17 protein-coding genes and 1 tRNA gene are annotated in these 19,017 nt (G+C 70.4%); 10 read left to right on the forward strand and 8 right to left on the reverse strand.

Annotated elements, in window-relative coordinates:
* The first annotated feature begins 176 nt into the window (after window positions 1-176).
* The 3 genes from ACYVAG_RS08275 to ACYVAG_RS08285 all read left to right on the forward strand — a co-directional run bounded on the left by ACYVAG_RS08275 (window position 177) and on the right by ACYVAG_RS08285 (window position 3,769).
* On the forward strand, window positions 177-2,702 hold the full coding sequence (locus ACYVAG_RS08275; RefSeq protein WP_460768717.1) for a transglycosylase domain-containing protein: 2,526 nt from the start codon (window positions 177-179) through the stop codon (window positions 2,700-2,702).
* A gap of 1 nt (window position 2,703) precedes the next feature.
* Window positions 2,704-3,639 carry a metallophosphoesterase gene (locus tag ACYVAG_RS08280; protein ID WP_460768719.1) on the forward strand — a complete coding sequence of 312 codons (936 nt, stop codon included), beginning with the start codon at window positions 2,704-2,706 and terminating at the stop codon, window positions 3,637-3,639.
* Window positions 3,640-3,695: 56 nt separating this feature from the next.
* Window positions 3,696-3,769 (forward strand) — tRNA-Pro (locus tag ACYVAG_RS08285).
* A gap of 63 nt (window positions 3,770-3,832) precedes the next feature.
* On the opposite strand, the gene ACYVAG_RS08290 is transcribed toward ACYVAG_RS08285, so the two are convergent.
* Window positions 3,833-5,404, reverse strand: coding sequence for a L,D-transpeptidase family protein (locus ACYVAG_RS08290; RefSeq protein ID WP_460768721.1), 1,572 nt, complete (start codon window positions 5,402-5,404; stop codon window positions 3,833-3,835).
* Between the two features lie 186 nt (window positions 5,405-5,590).
* Between ACYVAG_RS08290 and ACYVAG_RS08295 the strand changes: the two genes are divergently transcribed.
* Complete coding sequence (locus ACYVAG_RS08295) at window positions 5,591-6,403, forward strand: CoA transferase subunit A (RefSeq protein ID WP_460768723.1); 813 nt, start codon at window positions 5,591-5,593, stop codon at window positions 6,401-6,403.
* Between the two features lies 1 nt (window position 6,404).
* Window positions 6,405-7,040 (forward strand): CoA transferase subunit B, encoded by a 636-nt coding sequence (locus ACYVAG_RS08300; RefSeq protein WP_460768725.1) that lies wholly within the window; start codon window positions 6,405-6,407, stop codon window positions 7,038-7,040.
* 61 nt (window positions 7,041-7,101) lie between these two features.
* Here ACYVAG_RS08300 and ACYVAG_RS08305 read toward each other — a convergent pair whose 3' ends face one another.
* Both ACYVAG_RS08305 and ACYVAG_RS08310 read right to left on the reverse strand, forming a co-directional pair.
* Entirely contained in the window at window positions 7,102-7,281 is a 180-nt protein-coding gene (locus ACYVAG_RS08305; RefSeq protein ID WP_460768728.1) for a hypothetical protein, read from the reverse strand.
* A gap of 1 nt (window position 7,282) precedes the next feature.
* Window positions 7,283-8,569: an aspartate kinase gene (locus ACYVAG_RS08310; RefSeq protein WP_460768730.1), complete on the reverse strand. Its 1,287-nt coding sequence runs from the start codon at window positions 8,567-8,569 to the stop codon at window positions 7,283-7,285.
* 111 nt (window positions 8,570-8,680) lie between these two features.
* Between ACYVAG_RS08310 and ACYVAG_RS08315 the strand changes: the two genes are divergently transcribed.
* The 3 genes from ACYVAG_RS08315 to ACYVAG_RS08325 all read left to right on the forward strand — a co-directional run bounded on the left by ACYVAG_RS08315 (window position 8,681) and on the right by ACYVAG_RS08325 (window position 10,731).
* Window positions 8,681-9,670, forward strand: a complete 990-nt coding sequence (locus ACYVAG_RS08315) for a Gfo/Idh/MocA family protein (RefSeq protein WP_460768732.1) — start codon at window positions 8,681-8,683, stop codon at window positions 9,668-9,670.
* Window positions 9,671-9,742: 72 nt separating this feature from the next.
* Complete coding sequence (locus ACYVAG_RS08320; protein ID WP_460768734.1) at window positions 9,743-10,267, forward strand: Rossmann-fold NAD(P)-binding domain-containing protein; 525 nt, start codon at window positions 9,743-9,745, stop codon at window positions 10,265-10,267.
* On the forward strand, window positions 10,210-10,731 hold the full coding sequence (locus tag ACYVAG_RS08325) for an NAD(P)-dependent oxidoreductase (protein ID WP_460768737.1): 522 nt from the start codon (window positions 10,210-10,212) through the stop codon (window positions 10,729-10,731). The genes ACYVAG_RS08320 and ACYVAG_RS08325 overlap by 58 nt, the downstream gene beginning before the upstream one ends.
* Before the next feature lie 54 nt (window positions 10,732-10,785).
* Here ACYVAG_RS08325 and ACYVAG_RS08330 read toward each other — a convergent pair whose 3' ends face one another.
* The 4 genes from ACYVAG_RS08330 to ACYVAG_RS08345 are packed head-to-tail and all read right to left on the reverse strand — an operon-like array spanning window position 10,786 to window position 14,306.
* Window positions 10,786-11,304, reverse strand: coding sequence for an MFS transporter (locus tag ACYVAG_RS08330; RefSeq protein WP_460768740.1), 519 nt, complete (start codon window positions 11,302-11,304; stop codon window positions 10,786-10,788).
* A gap of 4 nt (window positions 11,305-11,308) precedes the next feature.
* On the reverse strand, window positions 11,309-12,523 hold the full coding sequence (manD, locus tag ACYVAG_RS08335; RefSeq protein ID WP_460768741.1) for a D-mannonate dehydratase ManD: 1,215 nt from the start codon (window positions 12,521-12,523) through the stop codon (window positions 11,309-11,311).
* Window positions 12,524-12,540: 17 nt separating this feature from the next.
* Window positions 12,541-13,647 carry a sugar kinase gene (locus tag ACYVAG_RS08340; RefSeq protein ID WP_460768743.1) on the reverse strand — a complete coding sequence of 369 codons (1,107 nt, stop codon included), beginning with the start codon at window positions 13,645-13,647 and terminating at the stop codon, window positions 12,541-12,543.
* A gap of 20 nt (window positions 13,648-13,667) precedes the next feature.
* Window positions 13,668-14,306, reverse strand: a complete 639-nt coding sequence (locus tag ACYVAG_RS08345; protein WP_460768746.1) for a bifunctional 4-hydroxy-2-oxoglutarate aldolase/2-dehydro-3-deoxy-phosphogluconate aldolase — start codon at window positions 14,304-14,306, stop codon at window positions 13,668-13,670.
* 125 nt (window positions 14,307-14,431) lie between these two features.
* Between ACYVAG_RS08345 and ACYVAG_RS08350 the strand changes: the two genes are divergently transcribed.
* A complete protein-coding gene (locus ACYVAG_RS08350; protein WP_460768748.1) occupies window positions 14,432-15,196 on the forward strand; it encodes an IclR family transcriptional regulator in 765 nt (254 codons plus the stop codon).
* Between the two features lie 61 nt (window positions 15,197-15,257).
* Window positions 15,258-15,752: a DUF1707 SHOCT-like domain-containing protein gene (locus tag ACYVAG_RS08355; protein WP_460768750.1), complete on the forward strand. Its 495-nt coding sequence runs from the start codon at window positions 15,258-15,260 to the stop codon at window positions 15,750-15,752.
* A gap of 66 nt (window positions 15,753-15,818) precedes the next feature.
* Here ACYVAG_RS08355 and ileS read toward each other — a convergent pair whose 3' ends face one another.
* On the reverse strand, window positions 15,819-18,989 hold the full coding sequence (gene ileS, locus ACYVAG_RS08360; protein ID WP_460768752.1) for an isoleucine--tRNA ligase: 3,171 nt from the start codon (window positions 18,987-18,989) through the stop codon (window positions 15,819-15,821).
* Window positions 18,990-19,017 lie beyond the last annotated feature (28 nt).

Raw genomic sequence — 19,017 nt, forward strand, 5'->3', positions numbered from 1 at the left:
GGGTAGGAACGAACGTCGCGAAAATGCCAGTCGGCACACTGGTATGAGACCCATGTCACGCTACCCGCGAGAAGATTCCCCCCGTTCGGGGGTACGACCACGGTCCGATCCGACGGGCCCAGACTCGCACCCTCGTTCGTTTCGGCGCGCTGGCACGCTCACGTAGGCTGGCGCCCATGGCCACCAACTCTGCGCGCGCCGGCACCCTGCTGTATCGCGCCATCATGTTCGTCGTCGTGAGCGTCTTCGCCGGCGTCCTCGTCGCCGGGCTGTTCATCCCCTTCGCCGGCATGGCGGGCGCCGCCACCAAGTCGGTCGCGGGCTCGCTGGAGAACCTGCCCGCCGACATGGAGATCCCGCCCCAGTCGGAGCGCTCCGTGGTGAAGATGGCCAACGGTGAGGAGCTGGCGCGGTTCTGGGAGGAGAACCGGGTCTATGTCCCGCTCGACCAGATCGCCCCGGTGATGCGCCAGGCCCAGGTCGCCATCGAGGACCATCGCTTCTATGAGCATGGTGCCCTCGACGTCAAGGCCACCCTCCGCGCGCTGGTGCGCAACAGCTCGTCGTCGGGCGGCGGTACGCAGGGTGGCTCGTCGCTGACGCAGCAGTACGTCAAGATGGTCCGCGTCGAGGCCGCCCACCTCGCGGGCGACGACGGCGCGAAGCAGGCCGCCCAGGCGCGCTCGATGTCGCGCAAGATCGAGGAGCTGCGCTACGCGATCGCGCTGGAGAAGAAGTTCCCCAAGGACGTCATCCTCGAGCGTTACCTGAACATCGCCTACTACGGCTACGGCGCCTACGGCGTCGAGGCCGCCGCGCAGAAATACTTCTCGGTCTCGGCCAAGGACCTCAACCTCGCCCAGGCCTCGCTGCTGGCGGGCCTCGTGCAGAACCCCGTCCAGACCGACCCGGTCAACTACGAGCGCGTCGCGCTCGATCGCCGCAAGGTCGTGCTCGGCCGCATGGCGACGCTGAACCTGATCAACAACGAGGACGCCAAGGCCGCCGCCGCGACGCCGTTCGACCGGTCGAAGATCCGGCCCACGGTCAACGGCTGCGTCGGCACCCGCTATCCCTTCCTCTGCGACTACGTCTCGCGCTCCCTGAAGAAGATGCCGGCCCTGGGCGCGACCCCCGCCGAGCGCGAGAACACGCTCAAGCGCGGCGGCCTCACCATCGAGACCGAGATCGACCCGAAGAGCCAGGACGCGGCCGAGCGCGCCATCGACAAGGAGCTCAACCCGCAGGACCCCGTCATCTCGACGATGACCATGATCCAGCCCGGCACCGGACTGATCCTCGGCATGGCCCAGAACCGGCCCCGCATGGGCAACAACCTGGCGGCCGGCGAGACCTACTACAACTACGCCGTCGGCGGCTCGATGTCGGACGACGACATGGGCGGCGCCGAGGGCTATCAGGCCGGCTCCACCTTCAAGGCGTTCACCTCGGCCGCGGCGCTCGCCCAGGGCATCCCGCTGACCAAGACCTACAACGCCGAACCGAGCATGGACTTCAAGGGCAAGCAGTTCAAGAACTGCCAGGGCAAGTTCAAGCAGTATGGCGACTGGACGGTGAAGAACTCGACCGGCGCCAACGGCACGATGGACATGTATCGCGCGGCCTCGATGTCGGTGAACACCTACTACGTCCAGCTGATCGCCGACGTCGGCGGCTGCGAGACCACGAAGATGGCGAAGGACCTCGGCGTGAAGCTGGGCTCGCGCGGCGACATCGTCGAGCAGTTCAACTCCATCCCGGCCTTCACCCTCGGCTCGGCCGAGGTGACGCCCCTGTCGGTGACCGAGGCGTACGCGACGTTCGCCGCCCGCGGCAAGCACTGCGACCCCATCGTGATCAAGCGCGTGACCTCGAAGGAGGGCAAGGAGATCCCCGTGCCCTCGGCCAACTGCCGCCAGGTCATCGACGCGAAGGTGGCCGACGGCATGAACAACCTGCTCAAGCGGGTCATGTCCGGCACGGGTGCCCCGGCCACCATCCCCGGCGGCTATGACCAGGCCGGCAAGACCGGCACGATCGATGCCAACCAGGCCGTGTGGTTCGCGGGCTACACCCCGGAGGTCGCGGGCGTCGCCATGATCGCGATCGACAAGACCCACCCCTACTGGAAGTCGTCGGACTGGACGAACAAGCGCGGCAAGAACGCGAAGCCGACCCTCAAGGGCGTCAAGCTCCCCTCCTCGGGCTACAACATGGCGGGCTCGGGCGGCGGCGACGCCGGTCAGGACATCTACAAGCCCGCGATGACCGCGGCGCTGCAGGGGCGTCCGAAGACCAAGTTCACCGACGTCGGCAAGGAAGTCCTCGAGGGCAAGCAGGTGCCGATCCCGTCCATCCGCAACATGACGATGGAGCAGGCCAAGGCCACGCTGCAGGACGCCGGCTTCAGCGTCCTCACCTCACGCGTGCCGAACGCGGCGCGTCCCGGCACGTGGATCGGCACGACGCCGTCCGGTGGTTCGGCCCCCAAGGGCAGCACGATCACGTTCCTGATCTCGTCGGGCCCGGCCCCCAAGCCGGAGCCGAAGCAGACGACCGCCCCCGCCCCGTCGAAGGCACCCACGTCGGCTCCCGCCCCGGCACCTGCGCCGGCCCCCGCGCCGGCACCTGCACCGGCACCCGCCCCGGCGCCTGCCCCGACCCAGGCGCCGCAGCCCCCCGGCCAGACCAAGAAGCCCTGACGTGCTCGGACGCCTGATCGCCTCGGCGGCGGGCCTCGGCGCCGCCTGTGTCGGCTATGGGGTCGCCGTCGAGGCCCGACGGTTCACGCTGCGCCGGTTCACCGCACCGGTGCTGCCCGCCGGTGCCGACCCCGTACGCGTGCTCCACGTGTCCGACCTGCACCTGCTGCCGAGCCAGACGGCGAAGCGGGAGTTCGTCGGCTCGCTCGCGGCGCTGCGCCCCGACCTGGTCGTCAACACCGGCGACAACCACGCCTCGGCGGGCGCGGTGTCGGCGGTGCTGGAGACCTACGGCGGCCTGCTCGACGCGCCGGGCGTGTTCGTGTGGGGGTCGAACGACTACCACGGTCCCCACTTCCGCAACCCGCTCACATATTTCGCCGGGCCGAGCAGCGCGAAGAAGTCCGAGTCGGCCGGCGACGAGCCGCCCACCGTCGAGCTCCCCTGGCGCGAGCTCGGGGCCGCGTTCACCGAACGGGGCTGGCACGACCTCACTCACCGCCGCGCCCAGCTCGAGGTGAACGGGCTGCGGTTCGAGTTCCGCGGCACCGACGACGCCCACATCAAGCGGGACCGGTACGCCGAGGTCGCCGGCCCCGCGGCGCCCGGCGCGGACGTGTCGGTCGGCGTGACCCATGCGCCCTACCTCCGCGTGCTCGACGCCATGGCTGTCGATGGAGTGGACGCGATCTTCGCGGGCCACACCCACGGCGGGCAGGTCTGCGTACCGGGGTATGGCGCGCTGGTGACCAACTGCGACATCGAGCGCGCGCGTGTGAAGGGCCTGTCGACCCACACCGCGGGCGGTCACACGGCGGCGCTGCACGTCTCGGGCGGGCTCGGCATGTCACCGTTCGCGCCCTATCGCTTCGCGTGCCCGCCGGAGGCGACGCTGCTGACGCTCACCGCACGCGACGCCGACGTGCGCGGCGTCTGAGTTGGTGCCAGAACGCGGGGGGCGCTAGACTCTCCCGGTGCCCCGGCAGGGGCGCTCGGGGTGTGGCGCAGCTTGGTAGCGCGCGTCGTTCGGGACGACGAGGTCGCAGGTTCAAATCCTGTCACCCCGACACACAGATCGGCCCTGACCGCTTTGGCGGTCAGGGCCGATCGTCATTTCCGCCGCCCTGCGCTCAGGCGACGATCGTGATCGTGTCGCCGCTGCGTACGTTCCGCAGGACGGTGAGGATCTCCTCGCGCGTCACCGAGATGCACGCCGCCGTCGCCCCCGGGCCGTGGACGTGCAGGAACACCCCCGCGCCGCGGTCCTTGCGGACGAAGTCGGGCGCCCGGTTGAAGTTCACGGGGATGAAATATTCGAACTCCACGGGCGAATCCGCCAGGGGCTCGTTGTCGACCGTCGAGAAGCCGCCCTGGCTCGGGTTGCGGAAGTTGTTGTAGTACAGGGAATTCGAGTCCATCACCCACCGGTCGGTGCTGTTGTAGGTGACATACGGCAACCCACTGCCGGGGTTCGGCCGCGACCCATAGGACTCGGTCATCGTGTAGGTGCCAGCCGGTGTCGTGCCCGACCCCTGCACCCGCGTGACCCCATCGGCGATGCCGTTGTAGCCCACCCGCGCGGTCGCGTTCACCGCCTGGTCATAGCCACAGCTCGAGTTGCGGCGGACGAAATGCTTGAGGTTCGCGTACGACCCGCCCGTGCCGTTGACCACGGTCAGCGTGCGCTGGCCCGCACGCCAGGTCACCGGGGCGCCGTTCAGGGTGAGGGTGCAGTCAGCCCACAGGGGGGAGGCCTCGGGGTTGCGGTGCAGCTCGGTCCGCGTCACGAATCCGTTGAACAGGAACACGATGCGGCCATACTGGTAGTCCTGCGCGAGGCCGCCGGAGACCCCGTACTCCCCCGTCGTGGGCAGGCCGAGTTCCGAGCGCTCCGCTCCTCCGTGGGCATAGTGGGCGCCGATCGCGCCGAAGACCTCGTGGGCGCCGGTCGTGGGCGACCAATAGAGCGTCCCGCGCTCGAACCGGTTGAGGCGTACGCCGGGGATGGCGCCGCCCACCTCGCCAGAGGTCGGTGACCCGAGGGTCGACCGGATCTGGTCGTAGCGCTGAAAGATGGCGCCATAGACCGCGTGGGCACCGTGGGCCGGGTGCCAGGACACCTCGCCGCGCTCGAACCGATTGCGCCGCGAGCCCGCGAGCGGTCCGTCGACCTCGTCGCTCGTCGGCAACCCGACCTCGCGCCGTTCGTGGTCCGTCAGCGTCCGATAGCGCTCACCGACCAGGCCATAGAGGGTGAAGGCGCGGGGGAAGGTGTAGTACAGCGTGCCGCCGACGAAGTCGTTGCGCCGCGTGCCGGGAAGCCAGCCATCGATCTCGTCGGTCCGCGGCTGGCCGAGGAAGCTGCCCATGCCGCCCAGTTCACGATGGCGCTCGCGGATCGCGCCCATCACGAACTTCGCGCCGGTCTGCTCGGTCCACCCGATGTCGGCGCCCACGAACGTGCGTACGCGGCCACCGTTCTGGCTGTATTCGCCCGACGTCGGGGCCCCGACCCAGCCGGACTGACCTCCGAGCTCGGACCAGCGCTGGTCGATCGGGCTGAGGGCGCGTGGCGTGGCGCTGCGGGTGGGCGTGGCGGTGGACGTGGGCCTCGGGGTCGGAGTGGGTGTGGGGGCGGCGTACGCCGGCGGCGCGGCGGAGAGGGTGAGGCCGACGGCCAGCAGACAGGTGAGCGTACGCATGGGATCCTCGCGACGGACGACGGGTGGCACGGTCCCCCGATCCGCATGGGGACAGTACGACGCGGTCGTGACCAGTGCCAAGCACGACCCTCGACCGGCGGGTGAGGGCCGCATCCGTCCCCGCCTCTCCCTACTTCCCAGTAGGGACTAGGGTTCGAGGCGAACCCGATCGTGTGAAGGAGTGCCATGGACAAGGTCGTCCCCTCTGCGGAGGAAGCCGTCGCCGACATCGCCCGCGGATCGAAGCTCAGCGTGGGCGGCTTCGGACTGTGCGGCATCCCGAGCGTGTTGATCCAGGCCCTGCACGACCAGGGCGCCGACGACCTCGAGGTGTTCTCGAACAACTGCGGCGTCGACGACTGGGGCCTCGGCATCCTGCTGAGCGACCGGCGCATCAGCCGCGTCGTCGCGAGTTACGTGGGCGAGAACAAGGAGTTCGCGCGGCAATACCTGGCGGGCGAGCTCGAGGTCGAGCTGACGCCGCAGGGCACGCTCGCGGAGCGGCTGCGCGCCGGCGGCGTCGGCATCCCGGCGTTCTTCACGGCCACCGGAGTCGGAACCCAGATCGCCGAGGGCGGCCTGCCGTGGCGCTACGACACCGACGGCGGCGTCGCCGTGGCCTCGCCGCCCAAGGAGACCCGCGAGTTCGAGACGGCCGAGGGGCCGAAGGAATTCGTGCTGGAGCAGGCGATCGTGACCGACTTCGGCCTCGTGCGGGCCTGGAAGGGCGACCGCCACGGCAACCTGGTGTTCCGCGACTCCGCCCAGAACTTCAACCCCGTCTGCGCCATGGCCGGGCGGGTGACGATCGCCGAGGCCGAGGAGCTCGTGGAGCCCGGTGAACTCGAGCCGAACGAGATCCACCTGCCGGGCGTCTTCGTCCACCGCGTCGTAGCCCTCACCCCCGAGCAGGCCGCCGACAAGCGCATCGAGAAGGTGACCACGCGGCCGCGTACGGCCGCCGGTGACCGCACCGACAACGAGACCAGGGAGGCCTGACATGGCGTGGACCCGTGAGCAGATGGCGGCGCGCGCCGCGTCGGAACTGACCGACGGCTCCTATGTGAACCTCGGCATCGGCCTGCCGACCCTGGTGCCGAACTATGTCGACGACGACGTCGAGCTGGTCCTCCAGTCGGAGAACGGATTGCTGGGCTTCGGCGCCTATCCGTCCGAGGGCGAGGAGGACCCCGACCTCATCAACGCGGGCAAGGAGACGGTGACGCTCCGCAAGGGTGCCTCGGTGTTCGACTCGTCGACCTCGTTCGGCATGATCCGCGGGGGGAAGATCGACGCGGCGATCCTCGGCGCGATGCAGGTCTCGGCCTCCGGCGACATCGCCAACTGGATGATCCCCGGCAAGATGGTCAAGGGCATGGGCGGCGCGATGGACCTCGTGCACGGCGCGAAGAAGGTCGTCGTGCTGATGGAGCACGTCGCCAAGGACGGCTCCCACAAGGTCGTCGACGAGTGCTCGCTTCCCCTGACGGGCAAGGGAGTCGTGCAGCGCATCATCACCGACCTGTGCGTGTTCGACGTGGCCGAGGACGGGCTGCAGCTCACCGAGCTGGCGCCGGGCGTGACCGAGGACGAGGTGCGGGAGAAGACGGGCCCGTCGTTCACCTCGAAGCTCTGAATCCGTTCGCTGACACGGAAACGGGCCGGACACCTGATGGTGTCCGGCCCGCTCTTCTCGTTCAGCGGCGATGTGAGTCGTAGCTCCACCCGACGGGGGGTTGCGGGCCGCGCGGCCCCGGCACGGGCGGACCAGCCTTCTTCCTCGTGGCCCACAGGACGACGACGATCACGAGCGCCACCAGCACCACGACGACGACGAGCGCGACCAGCAGGAGGAAGATCGCGCCCAGGGCCACCATGTCAGCGGCCTGTGCCGGCGTACACGACCGCCTCGTTGTCGCCGTCCAGCCCGAACGCCGTGTGGGCCGCGCGCACGGCGCGGTCGATGGAGTCACCGTCGACGACGACCGAGATGCGGATCTCGGAGGTGGAGATCATGTCGAGGTTGACCTCGGCATCGGCCAGCGCGTGGAAGAACTTCGCGGTCACGCCGGGGTGGGTCTTCATGCCGACCCCGACGATGGAGACCTTGCCGATCTGGTCGTCATAGAGGAGCTCGTCGAAACCGACGGATTCCTTGACCCCGTTGAGGGCCTGCATGGCGACGCGGCCCTCCGACTTGGGGAGGGTGAACGAGATGTCGGTCTTGGAATCGGAGACGCGGGAGACGTTCTGGACGATCATGTCGATGTTGATCTCCTTGGCCGCGATCACGTCGAAGAGCTTCGCGGCCTCGCCGACACGGTCGGGGACGCCGACGATCGTGACCTTGGCCTCGTTGCGGTCGTGCGCGACGCCGGAGATGAGTGCCTGTTCCATCGGATTGCCTTCCTTGTCGGTCGTGGAGATGTGGGCGAGGTCCTTGACCCAGGTTCCGGGACGCTCGGAGAACGAGGAGCGGACGTGCACGGGCACGTCGTAGCGGCGCGCGTATTCGACGCAGCGCAGGTGGAGGATCTTCGCGCCACAGGCGGCCATCTCGAGCATCTCCTCGTAGGAGATCTCGGGGATCTGCTTGGCCGCGGGGCAGATGCGCGGATCGGCGGTGTAGACGCCGTCGACGTCGGTGTAGATCTCGCAATGGTCGGCCTTCAGCGCCGCCGCGAGGGCGACGGCCGTGGTGTCGGACGCGCCGCGGCCGAGCGTCGTGATGTCCTTGGTGTCCTGCGAGACGCCCTGGAAGCCCGCCACGATGACGATGTCGCCCTCGCCGAGGGCCGACTCGATGCGGCCCGGGGTGATGTCGATGATGCGGGCGTCGCCGTGTTTGCCGGTGGTGATGACGCCGGCCTGCGAGCCGGTGTAGGAGCGGGCCTCGACGCCGAGGTCGGCCAGTGCCATGGCGAGCAGCGCCGCCGACTGGCGCTCGCCCGTGGTCAGCAGCATGTCGAGCTCGCGGGGCTTGGGGATGGGCGACACCTGCAGGGCGAGGTCCATCAGCTCGTCGGTCGTGTCGCCCATCGCGGAGATGACGACGACGACCTCACTGCCGCCCTGCTTGGCGGCCGCGACTCGCTTGGCGACGCGCTTGATGCTGTCGGCATCGGCCACCGACGAGCCACCGAATTTCTGTACGACGCGGGTCACGATTCTCCTCTGCTCAAGTTCGCCTCCACCTTAGTGGGCGACGCGGGGGCGAGGGCGAGGTTCCACGGCCGCCGCGGTTCCCCCGGCTGGGGGCGGTCTAGGGTGGGCCGCATGGACACCATTCGCTGGGGAATCGCCGGAACCGGACGCATCGCCGACACGGTCGCCACCGACCTCGTCACCGTCCCCGGCACCGAACTGGTCGCCGTCGGTTCGCGCGACCCCGGCCGCGCCCAGGAGTTCGCGGCGCGGTTCGGCGGGGGGCGCGGGCTGGCGTACGCGGACCTCATCGCCGATGACGAGGTCGACGCGATCTATCTGGCCACGCCACACCCGCAGCACCGCCAGCTCGCGGTGGCCGCGCTGCGCGCGGGCAAGGCCGTGCTGGTGGAGAAGGCGTTCACCGCCACGCTCGCCGGTGCCGAGGAGGTCGTGGCAGTCGCGCGGGAGACCGGCGTGTTCTGCATGGAGGCCATGTGGACCCGGTTCCAGCCCGCCATCGTCGAGATCCGGCGCATGGTCGCCGACGGCGAGCTGGGCGAGGTGCGCCGGGTCGAGGCCGACCTCGGGGCGTTCCGCGAGTTCGACGCCTCGGACCGGCTGTTCGACACGGCCCTGGGCGGCGGGGCGCTGCTCGACCTCGGGGTCTATCCGGTGTCGTTCGCGCAGCACTTCCTCGGTGACCCGGAGGTCGTGCACACGCACGGATCGCTGTTCCCCAACGGCGCCGACGCGGACTTCTCGATGTTGCTCGGCTTCTCGGGCGGCCGCTCGGCGGCGCTCGCGGGCGGGCTGCGGTCCGACTCGGCCGGACGCGCCGTCGTCGTCGGCACCGACGGCTGGGTCGACGTCCTCCCCCGCTTCCACCACGCCTCGCGCCTGGTCGTGCACCGCCGCGGCGAGGACCCCCGCGAGGTCGCCCTGCCGCCGACGGGCAAGGGCTACACCCACGAGATCGTCGAGGTGAACACGTGCCTGCGCGAGGGGCGGTCGGAGTCGGAAGTCATGCCGCTGTCGGACACGTTGGCAGTCATGCGGATCCTGGACGAGGGCTGCCGGCAGCTGGGAGTGACGTACGCCGAGGACGACTCGCTGTTGTGAGGCAGGCCCGAGGGCGGCCCAACCCGTGAACGGCATCGCCGCCGGGCGGGTCGCCCCCGGCATAATGACGCCATGACCGGACCGCTCACCGTCGCCGTGACCGACATCAACCTGCCTCACCTGGCCGAAGAGCTCGACGCTGCGATGCCGCCGGGGACCCGCGTGCGCTGGCTGAACGGCGCGAGCGGTGACGAACTCCTCGCGGGCCTGGCGGACGCCGACGTGTTGGCCGGGCCCGTGCTGACCGCCGAGATGGCCGAGGCGGCTCCCGGGTTGCGGTTGATGCAGGTCGTCGGCGCCGGCGTGGACGGCGTCGACCGCGCGGCGTTGCGGCCCGGAGTCGTGCTGGCGAACACGTTCCACCACGAGGACGCCATGGCTGAGTACGCCGTGTGGGCGAGCGTCGGGCTGCGGCGGGGCCTGGAGCGGACCGACCGTGCGCTCCGCCAGGGCACCTGGCTCTCCCCCGCCCAGAACTCGGACGTCCCCTCCCCCGCGGGCTGGCCGGGGCCCGGGTCGGGTTGTTCGGCTTCGGCCATGTGGGCGAACGCGTCTGGCGCGCGCTCGGTCACTTCAGTGCTGTCGGCGCCGCGGTGACGGGGTCGGGCCGTCTCGACACCGGCGCGCACGGGCTGGAATGGGCCGGCGGCCCGGACGACCTCGACCGACTGTGCGCCGAGTCGGACGTGCTGATCGTGGGCGCCCCCCTCACCGAGCAGACCCGCGGGTCACTCGGCGCGGACCAACTGGCCGCGGTCGGACCCGACGGCGTCCTCATCCAGCTCGCCCGGGGGCCGGTCGCCGACGAGGAGGCCCTCTTCACCGCGCTGCGCGACGGCCGGCTGGGCGCCGCGGCCATCGACGTGTGGTACGACTACCCGCCCTCTCCCGGTGTCGCCACCGCGCCGTCGCGGTTCGACTTCGGCGCCCTGCCGAACGCCCTGATGACGCCCCACGTCTCCGGGGTGGCCGCCAGCACCTTCGAGGGACGCCTGCGCGACGTCGTGGCCAACGTCGAGGCGCTGGCCGAGGGTCGTCCGCTGCGCAACATCGTCCGCTGACGCGCGCCGGCCCCGGCCCGAACTCTCGTTCGGGCCGGGGCCGGCACCTGTCGCTCAGACCGCAGGCCGGGGTTCGCCCCGGTGGGCGTCCTCCTCGACCAGCAGGTCGCGCCCCCGGGTCTCCGGGGTGAGCAGGGCGGTGACGCGCCCGATGCCGATCATGACCGTGAGGAAGACCGCCACGGGCCACGTCTGCCGGGTGCTCGCGTACAGCCACTGGGCCAGCAGGGGCCCGAAACCGCCGACGGCGGCCGAGAGTTCGCGGCCGAGCGCGACACCGGCGTACCGGTAGCGCGAGCCGAAGAGCTCCGGGAAGAACGCCGACTGCACACCGACGGTCCCCTCGACGGCCAGGATGAAGCCCAGGACCACCACGGTGCCGACGATCCAGACGTTCCGCGTCTCCAGCATCATGAAGGCCGGGTAGGGCAGCACCATCAGCAGCGCGCAGATGGCCACATACATCGGCCGGTGGAAGTTGCCGATGCCGAGGTGGACGATGCCGGTCGCGCTCGGCGCCGGAGCGCCGATCAGGCGGTCGGACGGGGCCGTGCCCCGAGTCAGGTTCGTCATGGGATCACCAGTCCGTCATCGTGCCGTCGAGGCGACGGGCCACCGGCAGGTAGGCCGTCTCGTAAGCCTGCGACATCAGCAGGTCCTCGTTGAGTTCGACGCCGAGACCGGGCTCGTCGCCGGGCTGGAGGACGCCGTCGGCGAAGCTCCACGCGTGGGGGAAGGCCTCGTGCACGAGGTCGGGATAGCCCATGTATTCGTGCAGTCCGAAGTTGTGGGTCGCGATCCCCATGTGGATGCCCGCGGCCATGGCGATCGGAGAGATGTCGGAGGGGCCGTGCGGACCGGCCTGCACACCGTGGATCTCTGCCAGGGAGAAGATCTTGCGGGCGTGGCTGATGCCGCCGACGTGGACGACGGCGCACCGGATGAAGTCGATGAGGCGGTTCTCGATGAGGTATTGGCAGTCGAAGACCGTGTTGAAGACCTCGCCGATCGCCAGCGGCGTGGTGGTCTGCTGGCGGACGAAGCGCAGGGCCTCCTGGTCCTCCGCCGGGGTGACGTCCTCGAGCCAATAGAGGTGGTAGGGCTCGAGGCTGCGTCCCAGCTGGGCCGCCTGGGTGGGCGTCAGCCGATGGTGGGCGTCGTGGAGCAGCTGCACCTCGTCGCCGACATGGTCGCGCACGGCCTCGAACACCCTGGGCACGTGACGCAGGTAGGCCGTCGGCTCGAAGCGCTCCTCGCTCGGCCGCGGGGCCCGGCCCGCAGGCTCGTACGCGGGGTTCTGCGAGACGCCATACACCTTGTCCAGCCCCGGCACACCGGACTGGACGCGGATGTGGGTCCACCCCGCCTCCCGCTTGGCGTCGACCGCCTCGAGGACCTGCGGCACCTCCCAGCCGAACGCGTGGCTGTAGGTGTTGAGGTGATCGCGCACCCGCCCGCCGAGCAGCTGGTAGACCGGCTGGCCGGTGCGCTTGCCGAGGATGTCCCACAGGGCCATGTCGATGCCGCCGATCGCGGCCATCGCGACCGGACCGCGGCGCCAGTACACACCTCGGTAGAAGTACTGCCAGGTGTCCTCGATGCGGCCGGGATCGCGTCCGAGCAACAGGGGCGCGAGGTGGTCCCGCAGATAGCTGGCGACGGCGAGCTCGCGTCCGTTGAGGGTGGCGTCGCCCAGGCCGACGATGCCGTCGGTGGTCGTGATGCGGATGGTCACGTAGTTGCGGGTCGGGCTCGAGACGAGCACCTCGACGTTGGCGATGGTGTCGGACATCGGGATCTCCCTCCCTGTCAGCGATCCACGCGCGCCGAGCCACCGCCGGCGAGCTTGAGGACGTCGGCCTTCGTGGCCATGGAGGTGTCGCCGGGCGTGGTCATGGCGTACGCCCCGTGGGCCGCGCCGTAGTCGACGCACGTCTGCAGGTCCTCGCCCTCGAGGAGGCCGAACACGAGGCCCGACGCGAACGAGTCGCCGCCGCCGACGCGGTCGAAGATCTCGAGGTGGGGGCGGTTCGCCGACTCGACGAGCCTCTCGGCGCGCGACCAGGCGATGGCGCGCCAGTCGTTGTCGGAGGCACTGTGGACGCCGCGCATGGTGGTCGCGATGACCTGGAAGTTCGGGTAGGCCTCCGCCACCTGCTCGATCATCGCGCCGAAGTGGTCGACCTCGAGGTTGGTGAGGTTCTCGTCCACGCCCTCGATCTCGAACCCGAGCGCGGCGGTGAAGTCCTCCTCGTTGCCGATCATGACGTCGACGTGCTTCGCGAGTTCGCGGTTGACCTCCTGGGCGCGACCCTGGCCGCCGATCGACTTCCACAGCGACGGGCGGTAGTTGAGGTCGTAGGACACCATCGTGCCGTTCTCCTTCGCGGCCTTCAGGGTCGCGATAGCGGTGTCGGCGGCCTGGTCGGACAGCGCGGCGAAGATGCCGCCGGTGTGCAGCCAGCGCACGCCCTCGGAGCCGAATACCGTGTCGAGGTCGAGCTCGGCCGGGGCGACCTGCGACACCGCGGTGTGGCCGCGGTCGGAGACGCCCTTGGCAGCGCGTACGCCGAACCCGCGCTCGGTGAAGTTGAGGCCGTTGCGGACCGTGCGCCCCACCCCGTCGGACGGGACCCAGCGGACGTGGGAGACGTCGACGCCGCCCGCCTGCATCAGCCCCTCGACGAGGTGGCCGACCTCGTCGTCGACGAGCGCGGTGAGGGCGGTGGAGCGGAGGCCGAAGACGCGCGCGAGGCCGCGTACGACGTTGTATTCTCCGCCGCCCTCCCAGGCGGCGAACTGGCGGGCGGTGCGGATGCGGAGGTCGCCGGGATCGAGGCGCAGCATGACCTCGCCGAGCGAGGCGGCGTCCCAACGGCAGTCGGAGGCGGGGCGGATGTCGAGTTTCGTGGTCACGGTCATTCCTTGATCAGGGTTCAGCGGGCGGAGGTGTGCTGGGCGGCCGCAGCGACGGCCTCGGCGGCGAGGCGCTGGACGGCGGCGAAGTCGCCGGCGGCAATGAGCTTGGGCGCGACCATCCACGAGCCGCCGACGGCGCGGACGTTGGGCAGCGACAGGTAGTCGCCGAGGTTCTCGGTGGTGACGCCGCCGGTCGGGATGAACGACACCTGGCCGAAGGGCGAGGCGAACGACTTCAACGTGGCGGCCCCGCCGTAGTTGCCCGCGGGGAAGAACTTCAGCTCGGTGAGGCCGAGTGCCAGCGCGGCCATGATCTCGCTCGGGGTGACGACGCCGGGGAAGATCGGCAGGTTCGCGGCGCGGGCGGCGTGGACCACCTCGGGGTTGAGGCCGGGCGAGACCAGGAAGCGGGCCCCGGCAGCCACGGCGAGGTCGACCTGGTCGGGGGTGACGACCGTGCCGGCGCCCACGAGCAGGTCGTCGTGGCGGGCCATGGCTTCGATGACCTTCTCGGCACCGGCGGTGCGGAACGTCACCTCGGCGACCGGGAGGCCGCCGTCGACGAGGGCGCGTGCGAGGCCGTCCGCGCGGGCGACGTCGCCGCAGACGACGACCGGCACGACGCGCTGGGGGAACATCTCCTGGGTCAGCATCATTGCTCCGTTTTTCTGTGTGAAACGCTATGGTTTGTTCACAGAAACGATAGTGCACTGGCGCCCGACATCACCGCAAGGGGTGCCCACGCAGTGGGATGATGCCGCCACCCGAAGGAAGGAATCACGTGACCGAGCTCCCCAAGGTCGAGGCGATCGACCGGGCGCTGGGCCTGCTCACCGTGCTGTCGCGCCACGGCGCCGCCGGCGCCAGCCTCGCGACGCTCGCCGAGGAGGCCGGCCTGAACAAGGCCACGGCCTACCGCGCGCTCTCGACGTTCCGACAGCGGGGCTTCGCGATCCAGGGGGACGACGGTGCGTACGCGCTGGGCCCGGCGGCCATGGCGCTGGGCGAGCAGGCGTACGGTCCGCAGGCGCTCGCGCAGGACCTCCACCCCGCGCTGATGGCGCTGTCCTCCGCCACGCACGAGCTCGTGCACCTGGGCGCCATGGAGGGTGACTCGGTGGTCTATCTCGACAAGGTCGAGCCCGACCGGGCGATCCGCGTGTGGTCGGCGGTGGGCCGCTCGATGCCGGTGGCCGGGACGTCGCTCGGGCGCGCGCTGCTGGCGGCGCGGGACCTGACCGACGCCCAGTTGGCCGCGTACCTCGCGCGACAGGCCCCTGAGCGCCGCGTGACCTGCGAGCGGCTGGTCGAGATCGTGGAGCGAGCACGCGTACGCGGGTATGCGTCCGAATACGAGGAGAACGAGCCGGGGGTCGCGTGCCTCGGGACCGCCGTGCTCCAGGGCGGGCGCCCGATCGCGGCGATCTCGGTGACGACGATGGCGGCCTCGCTGACGCCGGCGCGCGAGGACGAGATCGTGGCGACGATGCGCCGCGTGGTGCCGCCGCTGCTGCCCGACGGCATGGCGCTGGCGCTCAAGTTATGAGTCACCTGTGAGATCGCGCGATCCGCTTGGGACGCACGGATCGCGGGAACATACTGGGCCCATGGCGACCCCAGACATGCGCATCGGAGACGTGGAGCGCGACGACGCGGCACGGCTCCTCCAGGAACACCTGACGGCCGGACGACTCGACCACGAGGAGTTCTCGACGCGCATGGAGGGCGCCCTGGTCGCGACGCACCAGTCGCAGCTCGCGGGGTTGTTCTCCGACCTGCCCGGACGCCGTCCCGGCGAGCTCGCGACGCACGCTCCCCCGCTGCCGGTGGTCGCCGAGAAGCGCGCCGACTGGCGGCCGTGGGCATTCGCGGGCGCCGCGGCGCTGGGCGTGATGGGGCTCATGAACTGGCTGTTCCACCTCGCCCATCACCCCGCGATGGAGGCCGGCCGCCACGGCCGGCGCGGTCGGGGCGGCCCCGAGATGGCGCCGATGCACGACGGATTCCACGCGTGGCCGCTGCTGTGGCTGCTCGTGGTCGCCGGAACCGTGGCGTGGATCGTGGTCCATCGCGTGCGCCAGAAGAGGCGTGCGGCGCACTGAGGGATGATGGTTCTCATGAACCCACGCATCGTCGAGCGGCGCCGACGAGAGGAGTGACTCCTCGCCTCAGGGCTGCCGCGTCACCTTCACCGCCAGCCCCAGGTCGGTGTCGCGCGCCCAGCCGTCGCCCTCGGTGTCACCGCGCTCCATCGACGTCGCCAGCACCTCACCCGCGATGAGGTCAGCGTGGACCCCGATCGCGTCGGCGAGTTCGCCGTCGGCCGACCACACCAGCGCGATGCGATCGGACACCTCGAACCCGCTGGTCTTGCGCGTCTCCTGCACGAAGCGGATGACCTCACGGGCCAGGCCCGCCGCCACGAGCTCGGGCGTCAGCTCGAGGTCGAGCGCGATGGTCTCGCCCTGGTCGTTGATGACCGACCAGCCCTCGCGCGGGCGCTCGGAGATCAGCACGTCGTCGGGCCCGACCTCGACCCCGGCGGGGTCGACGTCGGGGCAGGCGACCGTCGCGGATCCCTTGTCCCGCAGCGATTCCGCGAGGGCCGACGCGTCGGCCGCGGCGATGGCGGCGGCGACGACCGGGGTCTGCTTGCCGAACCGCCTGCCGAGGTTGCGGAAGTTGCCCTTCGCCGAATGGTCGACGAGGTCACCGGCGCCGGCGAACGACTCGACGGCCCCGAGGTTCAGCTCGGCGGCGATCTCGGCGCGCAGCTCGTCGGTGAGGCGTGCGTACGCGGCGGTCGGGATCAGCGCGCGCCGCAGCGGCTGGCGGATCTTCACCTTGGCCTCGCTGCGGGCCGAGCGACCCAGCTCGACCAGGCGCTCGGTCAGGTCGACCGCCGCGTCGAGCTCGTCGTCGATCAGGGCAGGATCGGCGACCGGCCACGACGCGAGGTGGACCGACTCGGGACCCTCGGGATCGCTGGCCAGGAAGAGATCCTGCCAGACACGCTCGGTGAGGAACGGCGTCATCGGCGCCATCAGGCGGGTCAGCACGTGGAGCGACTCGTGCAGCGTCCACAGCGCGCTGTTGTCGCCGTCCCAGAAGCGGCGGCGCGAGCGGCGGACATACCAGTTCGACAGCCCGTCGACGAAGGCCTGGATCAGCGCGCCGGCGCGCTGGGTGTCGAACTCCTCCAGCGCGGCGGTGACGTCGCGGGTGAGGACGTGGGTCATCGACACCAGCCAGCGGTCGAGCACCGGGCGGTCGGCCACCGGCGGGGCGGCCGGCGCGGTCGACGGGGCCCAGCCGTTGGTGCCGGCGTACAGGGCGTGGAAGGCGACGGTGTTCCAGTAGGTCAGCAGGACCTTGCGTACGGTCTCCTGGATCGTGTTGTGACCCACGCGTCGCGCCATCCACGGCGAGCCGCCCGCGGCCATGAACCAGCGCACGGCGTCGGCGCCGTGCTGGTCCATCAGCGGGATGGGCTCCAGGATGTTGCCGAGGTGCTTCGACATCTTGCGGCCGTCCTCGGCGAGGATGTGGCCGAGGCAGAGCACGTTCTTGTAGGAGTTCTGGTCGAAGACCGCGGTGCTGACCGCCATCAGCGAATAGAACCAGCCGCGGGTCTGGTCGGTGGCCTCGCAGATGAAGTCGCCCGGGAAGTGGGACGCGAACTGGTCCTCGGAGCCCTCGGCCCACGGGTAGCCCCACTGGGCGAACGGCATCGAGCCCGAGTCGAACCAGGCGTCGATGACCTCGGGCACGCGGCGGTAGGTGCCGGGCTCGCCGTCGACGGTGAACGTGACGTCGTCGATGTAGGGTCGGTGGGGGTCGAGGTCGCCAAGATCCTTGCCCACAAGGGATCCGAGCTCGGCGAGCGAGCCGACGCAGACCATCTTCGACGGGTCGGCGTCGTTGCGCCAGATCGGCAGCGGCGTGCCCCAGTAGCGGCTGCGCGACAGCGCCCAGTCGACGTTGTTCTTGAGCCAGTCGCCGTAGCGGCCCCACTGGATCGTCTCCGGGTGCCAGTTCGTGCCCTCGTTCTCGCGCAGCAGTGCGTCCTTGAACTGGGTGGTGCGGATGTACCAGGACGGCTGCGCGTAGTACATCAGCGGCGTGTGGCAGCGCCAGCAGTGCGGGTAGGCGTGCTCGTGCTTGACGGCGCGGAACAGCAGACCGCGCGTACGCAGGTCGTCGAGCGCGACCGCGTCGGCGTCCTTGAAGAACAGCCCGCCCACGAGGCCGACGGCGTCCAGGAACTTCCCGTCGGGGCCGATGGGGTTCACGAACTCGACGCCGTTGCGGCGGCACGACTGGTAGTCGTCCTCGCCGAACGCCATGGCCTGGTGGACCAGGCCCGTGCCCTCGCCGATCGCCACATAGTCCTCGGTCACGACGAACCACGCGCGTCCGGGCTGCTCGACGGCGTCGAAGGGGCGCTGGTATTCCCAGCCGACCATTTCGGCGCCGGTGAACCGGTCCTGGATCGTCCAGCCCTCGCCGAGGGCGGCGGGGAGGTTCTCCTCGGCCACCACGACGGTCGACTCGCCGTCGGTCGCGGTCACGTAGGTGATGTCGGCGCCCACGGCGACGAGGGCGTTGGAGAACAGCGTCCACGGCGTCGTGGTCCAGATGACGAGGTCGGCGGCCCCCGCGTACGGGCCTGACGTCAGCGGGAACCGGACGTACGCGGTGGTGTCGGTGACGTCCTCATAGCCCTGGGCCAGCTCGTGGTCGGACAGCGTGGTGCCGCAGCGCGGGCAGTAGGGCGCGACGCGCTGGTCCTCCGAGAGCCAGCCCCTGTCGAAGATCTGCTTGAGGGCCCACCACTCCGACTCGACATAGCTCGAGTCCATCGTCCAGTAGGCCTCGTCCATGTTGACCCAATAGCCCATGCGGGTCGTGAGCTCGGAGAACGCGTCGACGTGGCGCATGACGGACTCGCGGCACTTCGCGTTGAACGCCTCGACGCCGTAGGCCTCGATCTCGGGCTTGCCGTTGATGCCGAGCTCCTTCTCGACGGCGAGCTCGACGGGCAGACCGTGGCAGTCCCAGCCGGCCTTGCGGTCGACCCGGCGGCCCTGCATGGTGCGGAAGCGCGGGAAGACGTCCTTGAAGACGCGGGCCTCGATGTGGTGGGTGCCCGGCCTGCCGTTGGCCGTGGGCGGGCCCTCGTAGAACGTCCAGGGATCGCCGTCGGCGGTCTGGGCCAGCGACTTGGCGAAGATGTCGCGTTCGCGCCACAGGTCGAGGATCGCGTGCTCGACCTCGGGCAGGTTCACCTGCGGGGGCACGGCGCGGTAGGTGGGGGTGTTCGCGGCGTCGGTGGTCATGCGCGTCCTCGTCGGCTGGTCGGTCGGC

Source organism: Mariniluteicoccus flavus (assembly GCF_054776655.1).

What these genes read in the sequence shown, in the direction of transcription:
- ACYVAG_RS08290 (WP_460768721.1), bottom strand. Translation starts at nt 5,404, where the DNA reads ATGCGTACGCTCACCTGTCTGCTGGCCGTCGGCCTCACCCTCTCCGCC.
- ACYVAG_RS08305 (WP_460768728.1), bottom strand. Translation starts at nt 7,281, where the DNA reads ATGGTGGCCCTGGGCGCGATCTTCCTCCTGCTGGTCGCGCTCGTCGTC.
- ACYVAG_RS08275 (WP_460768717.1), top strand. Translation starts at nt 177, where the DNA reads ATGGCCACCAACTCTGCGCGCGCCGGCACCCTGCTGTATCGCGCCATC.
- ACYVAG_RS08355 (WP_460768750.1), top strand. Translation starts at nt 15,258, where the DNA reads ATGGCGACCCCAGACATGCGCATCGGAGACGTGGAGCGCGACGACGCG.
- ACYVAG_RS08315 (WP_460768732.1), top strand. Translation starts at nt 8,681, where the DNA reads ATGGACACCATTCGCTGGGGAATCGCCGGAACCGGACGCATCGCCGAC.
- manD (WP_460768741.1), bottom strand. Translation starts at nt 12,523, where the DNA reads ATGTCCGACACCATCGCCAACGTCGAGGTGCTCGTCTCGAGCCCGACC.
- ileS (WP_460768752.1), bottom strand. Translation starts at nt 18,989, where the DNA reads ATGACCACCGACGCCGCGAACACCCCCACCTACCGCGCCGTGCCCCCG.
- ACYVAG_RS08330 (WP_460768740.1), bottom strand. Translation starts at nt 11,304, where the DNA reads ATGACGAACCTGACTCGGGGCACGGCCCCGTCCGACCGCCTGATCGGC.
- ACYVAG_RS08300 (WP_460768725.1), top strand. Translation starts at nt 6,405, where the DNA reads ATGGCGTGGACCCGTGAGCAGATGGCGGCGCGCGCCGCGTCGGAACTG.
- ACYVAG_RS08295 (WP_460768723.1), top strand. Translation starts at nt 5,591, where the DNA reads ATGGACAAGGTCGTCCCCTCTGCGGAGGAAGCCGTCGCCGACATCGCC.
- ACYVAG_RS08345 (WP_460768746.1), bottom strand. Translation starts at nt 14,306, where the DNA reads ATGATGCTGACCCAGGAGATGTTCCCCCAGCGCGTCGTGCCGGTCGTC.
- ACYVAG_RS08320 (WP_460768734.1), top strand. Translation starts at nt 9,743, where the DNA reads ATGACCGGACCGCTCACCGTCGCCGTGACCGACATCAACCTGCCTCAC.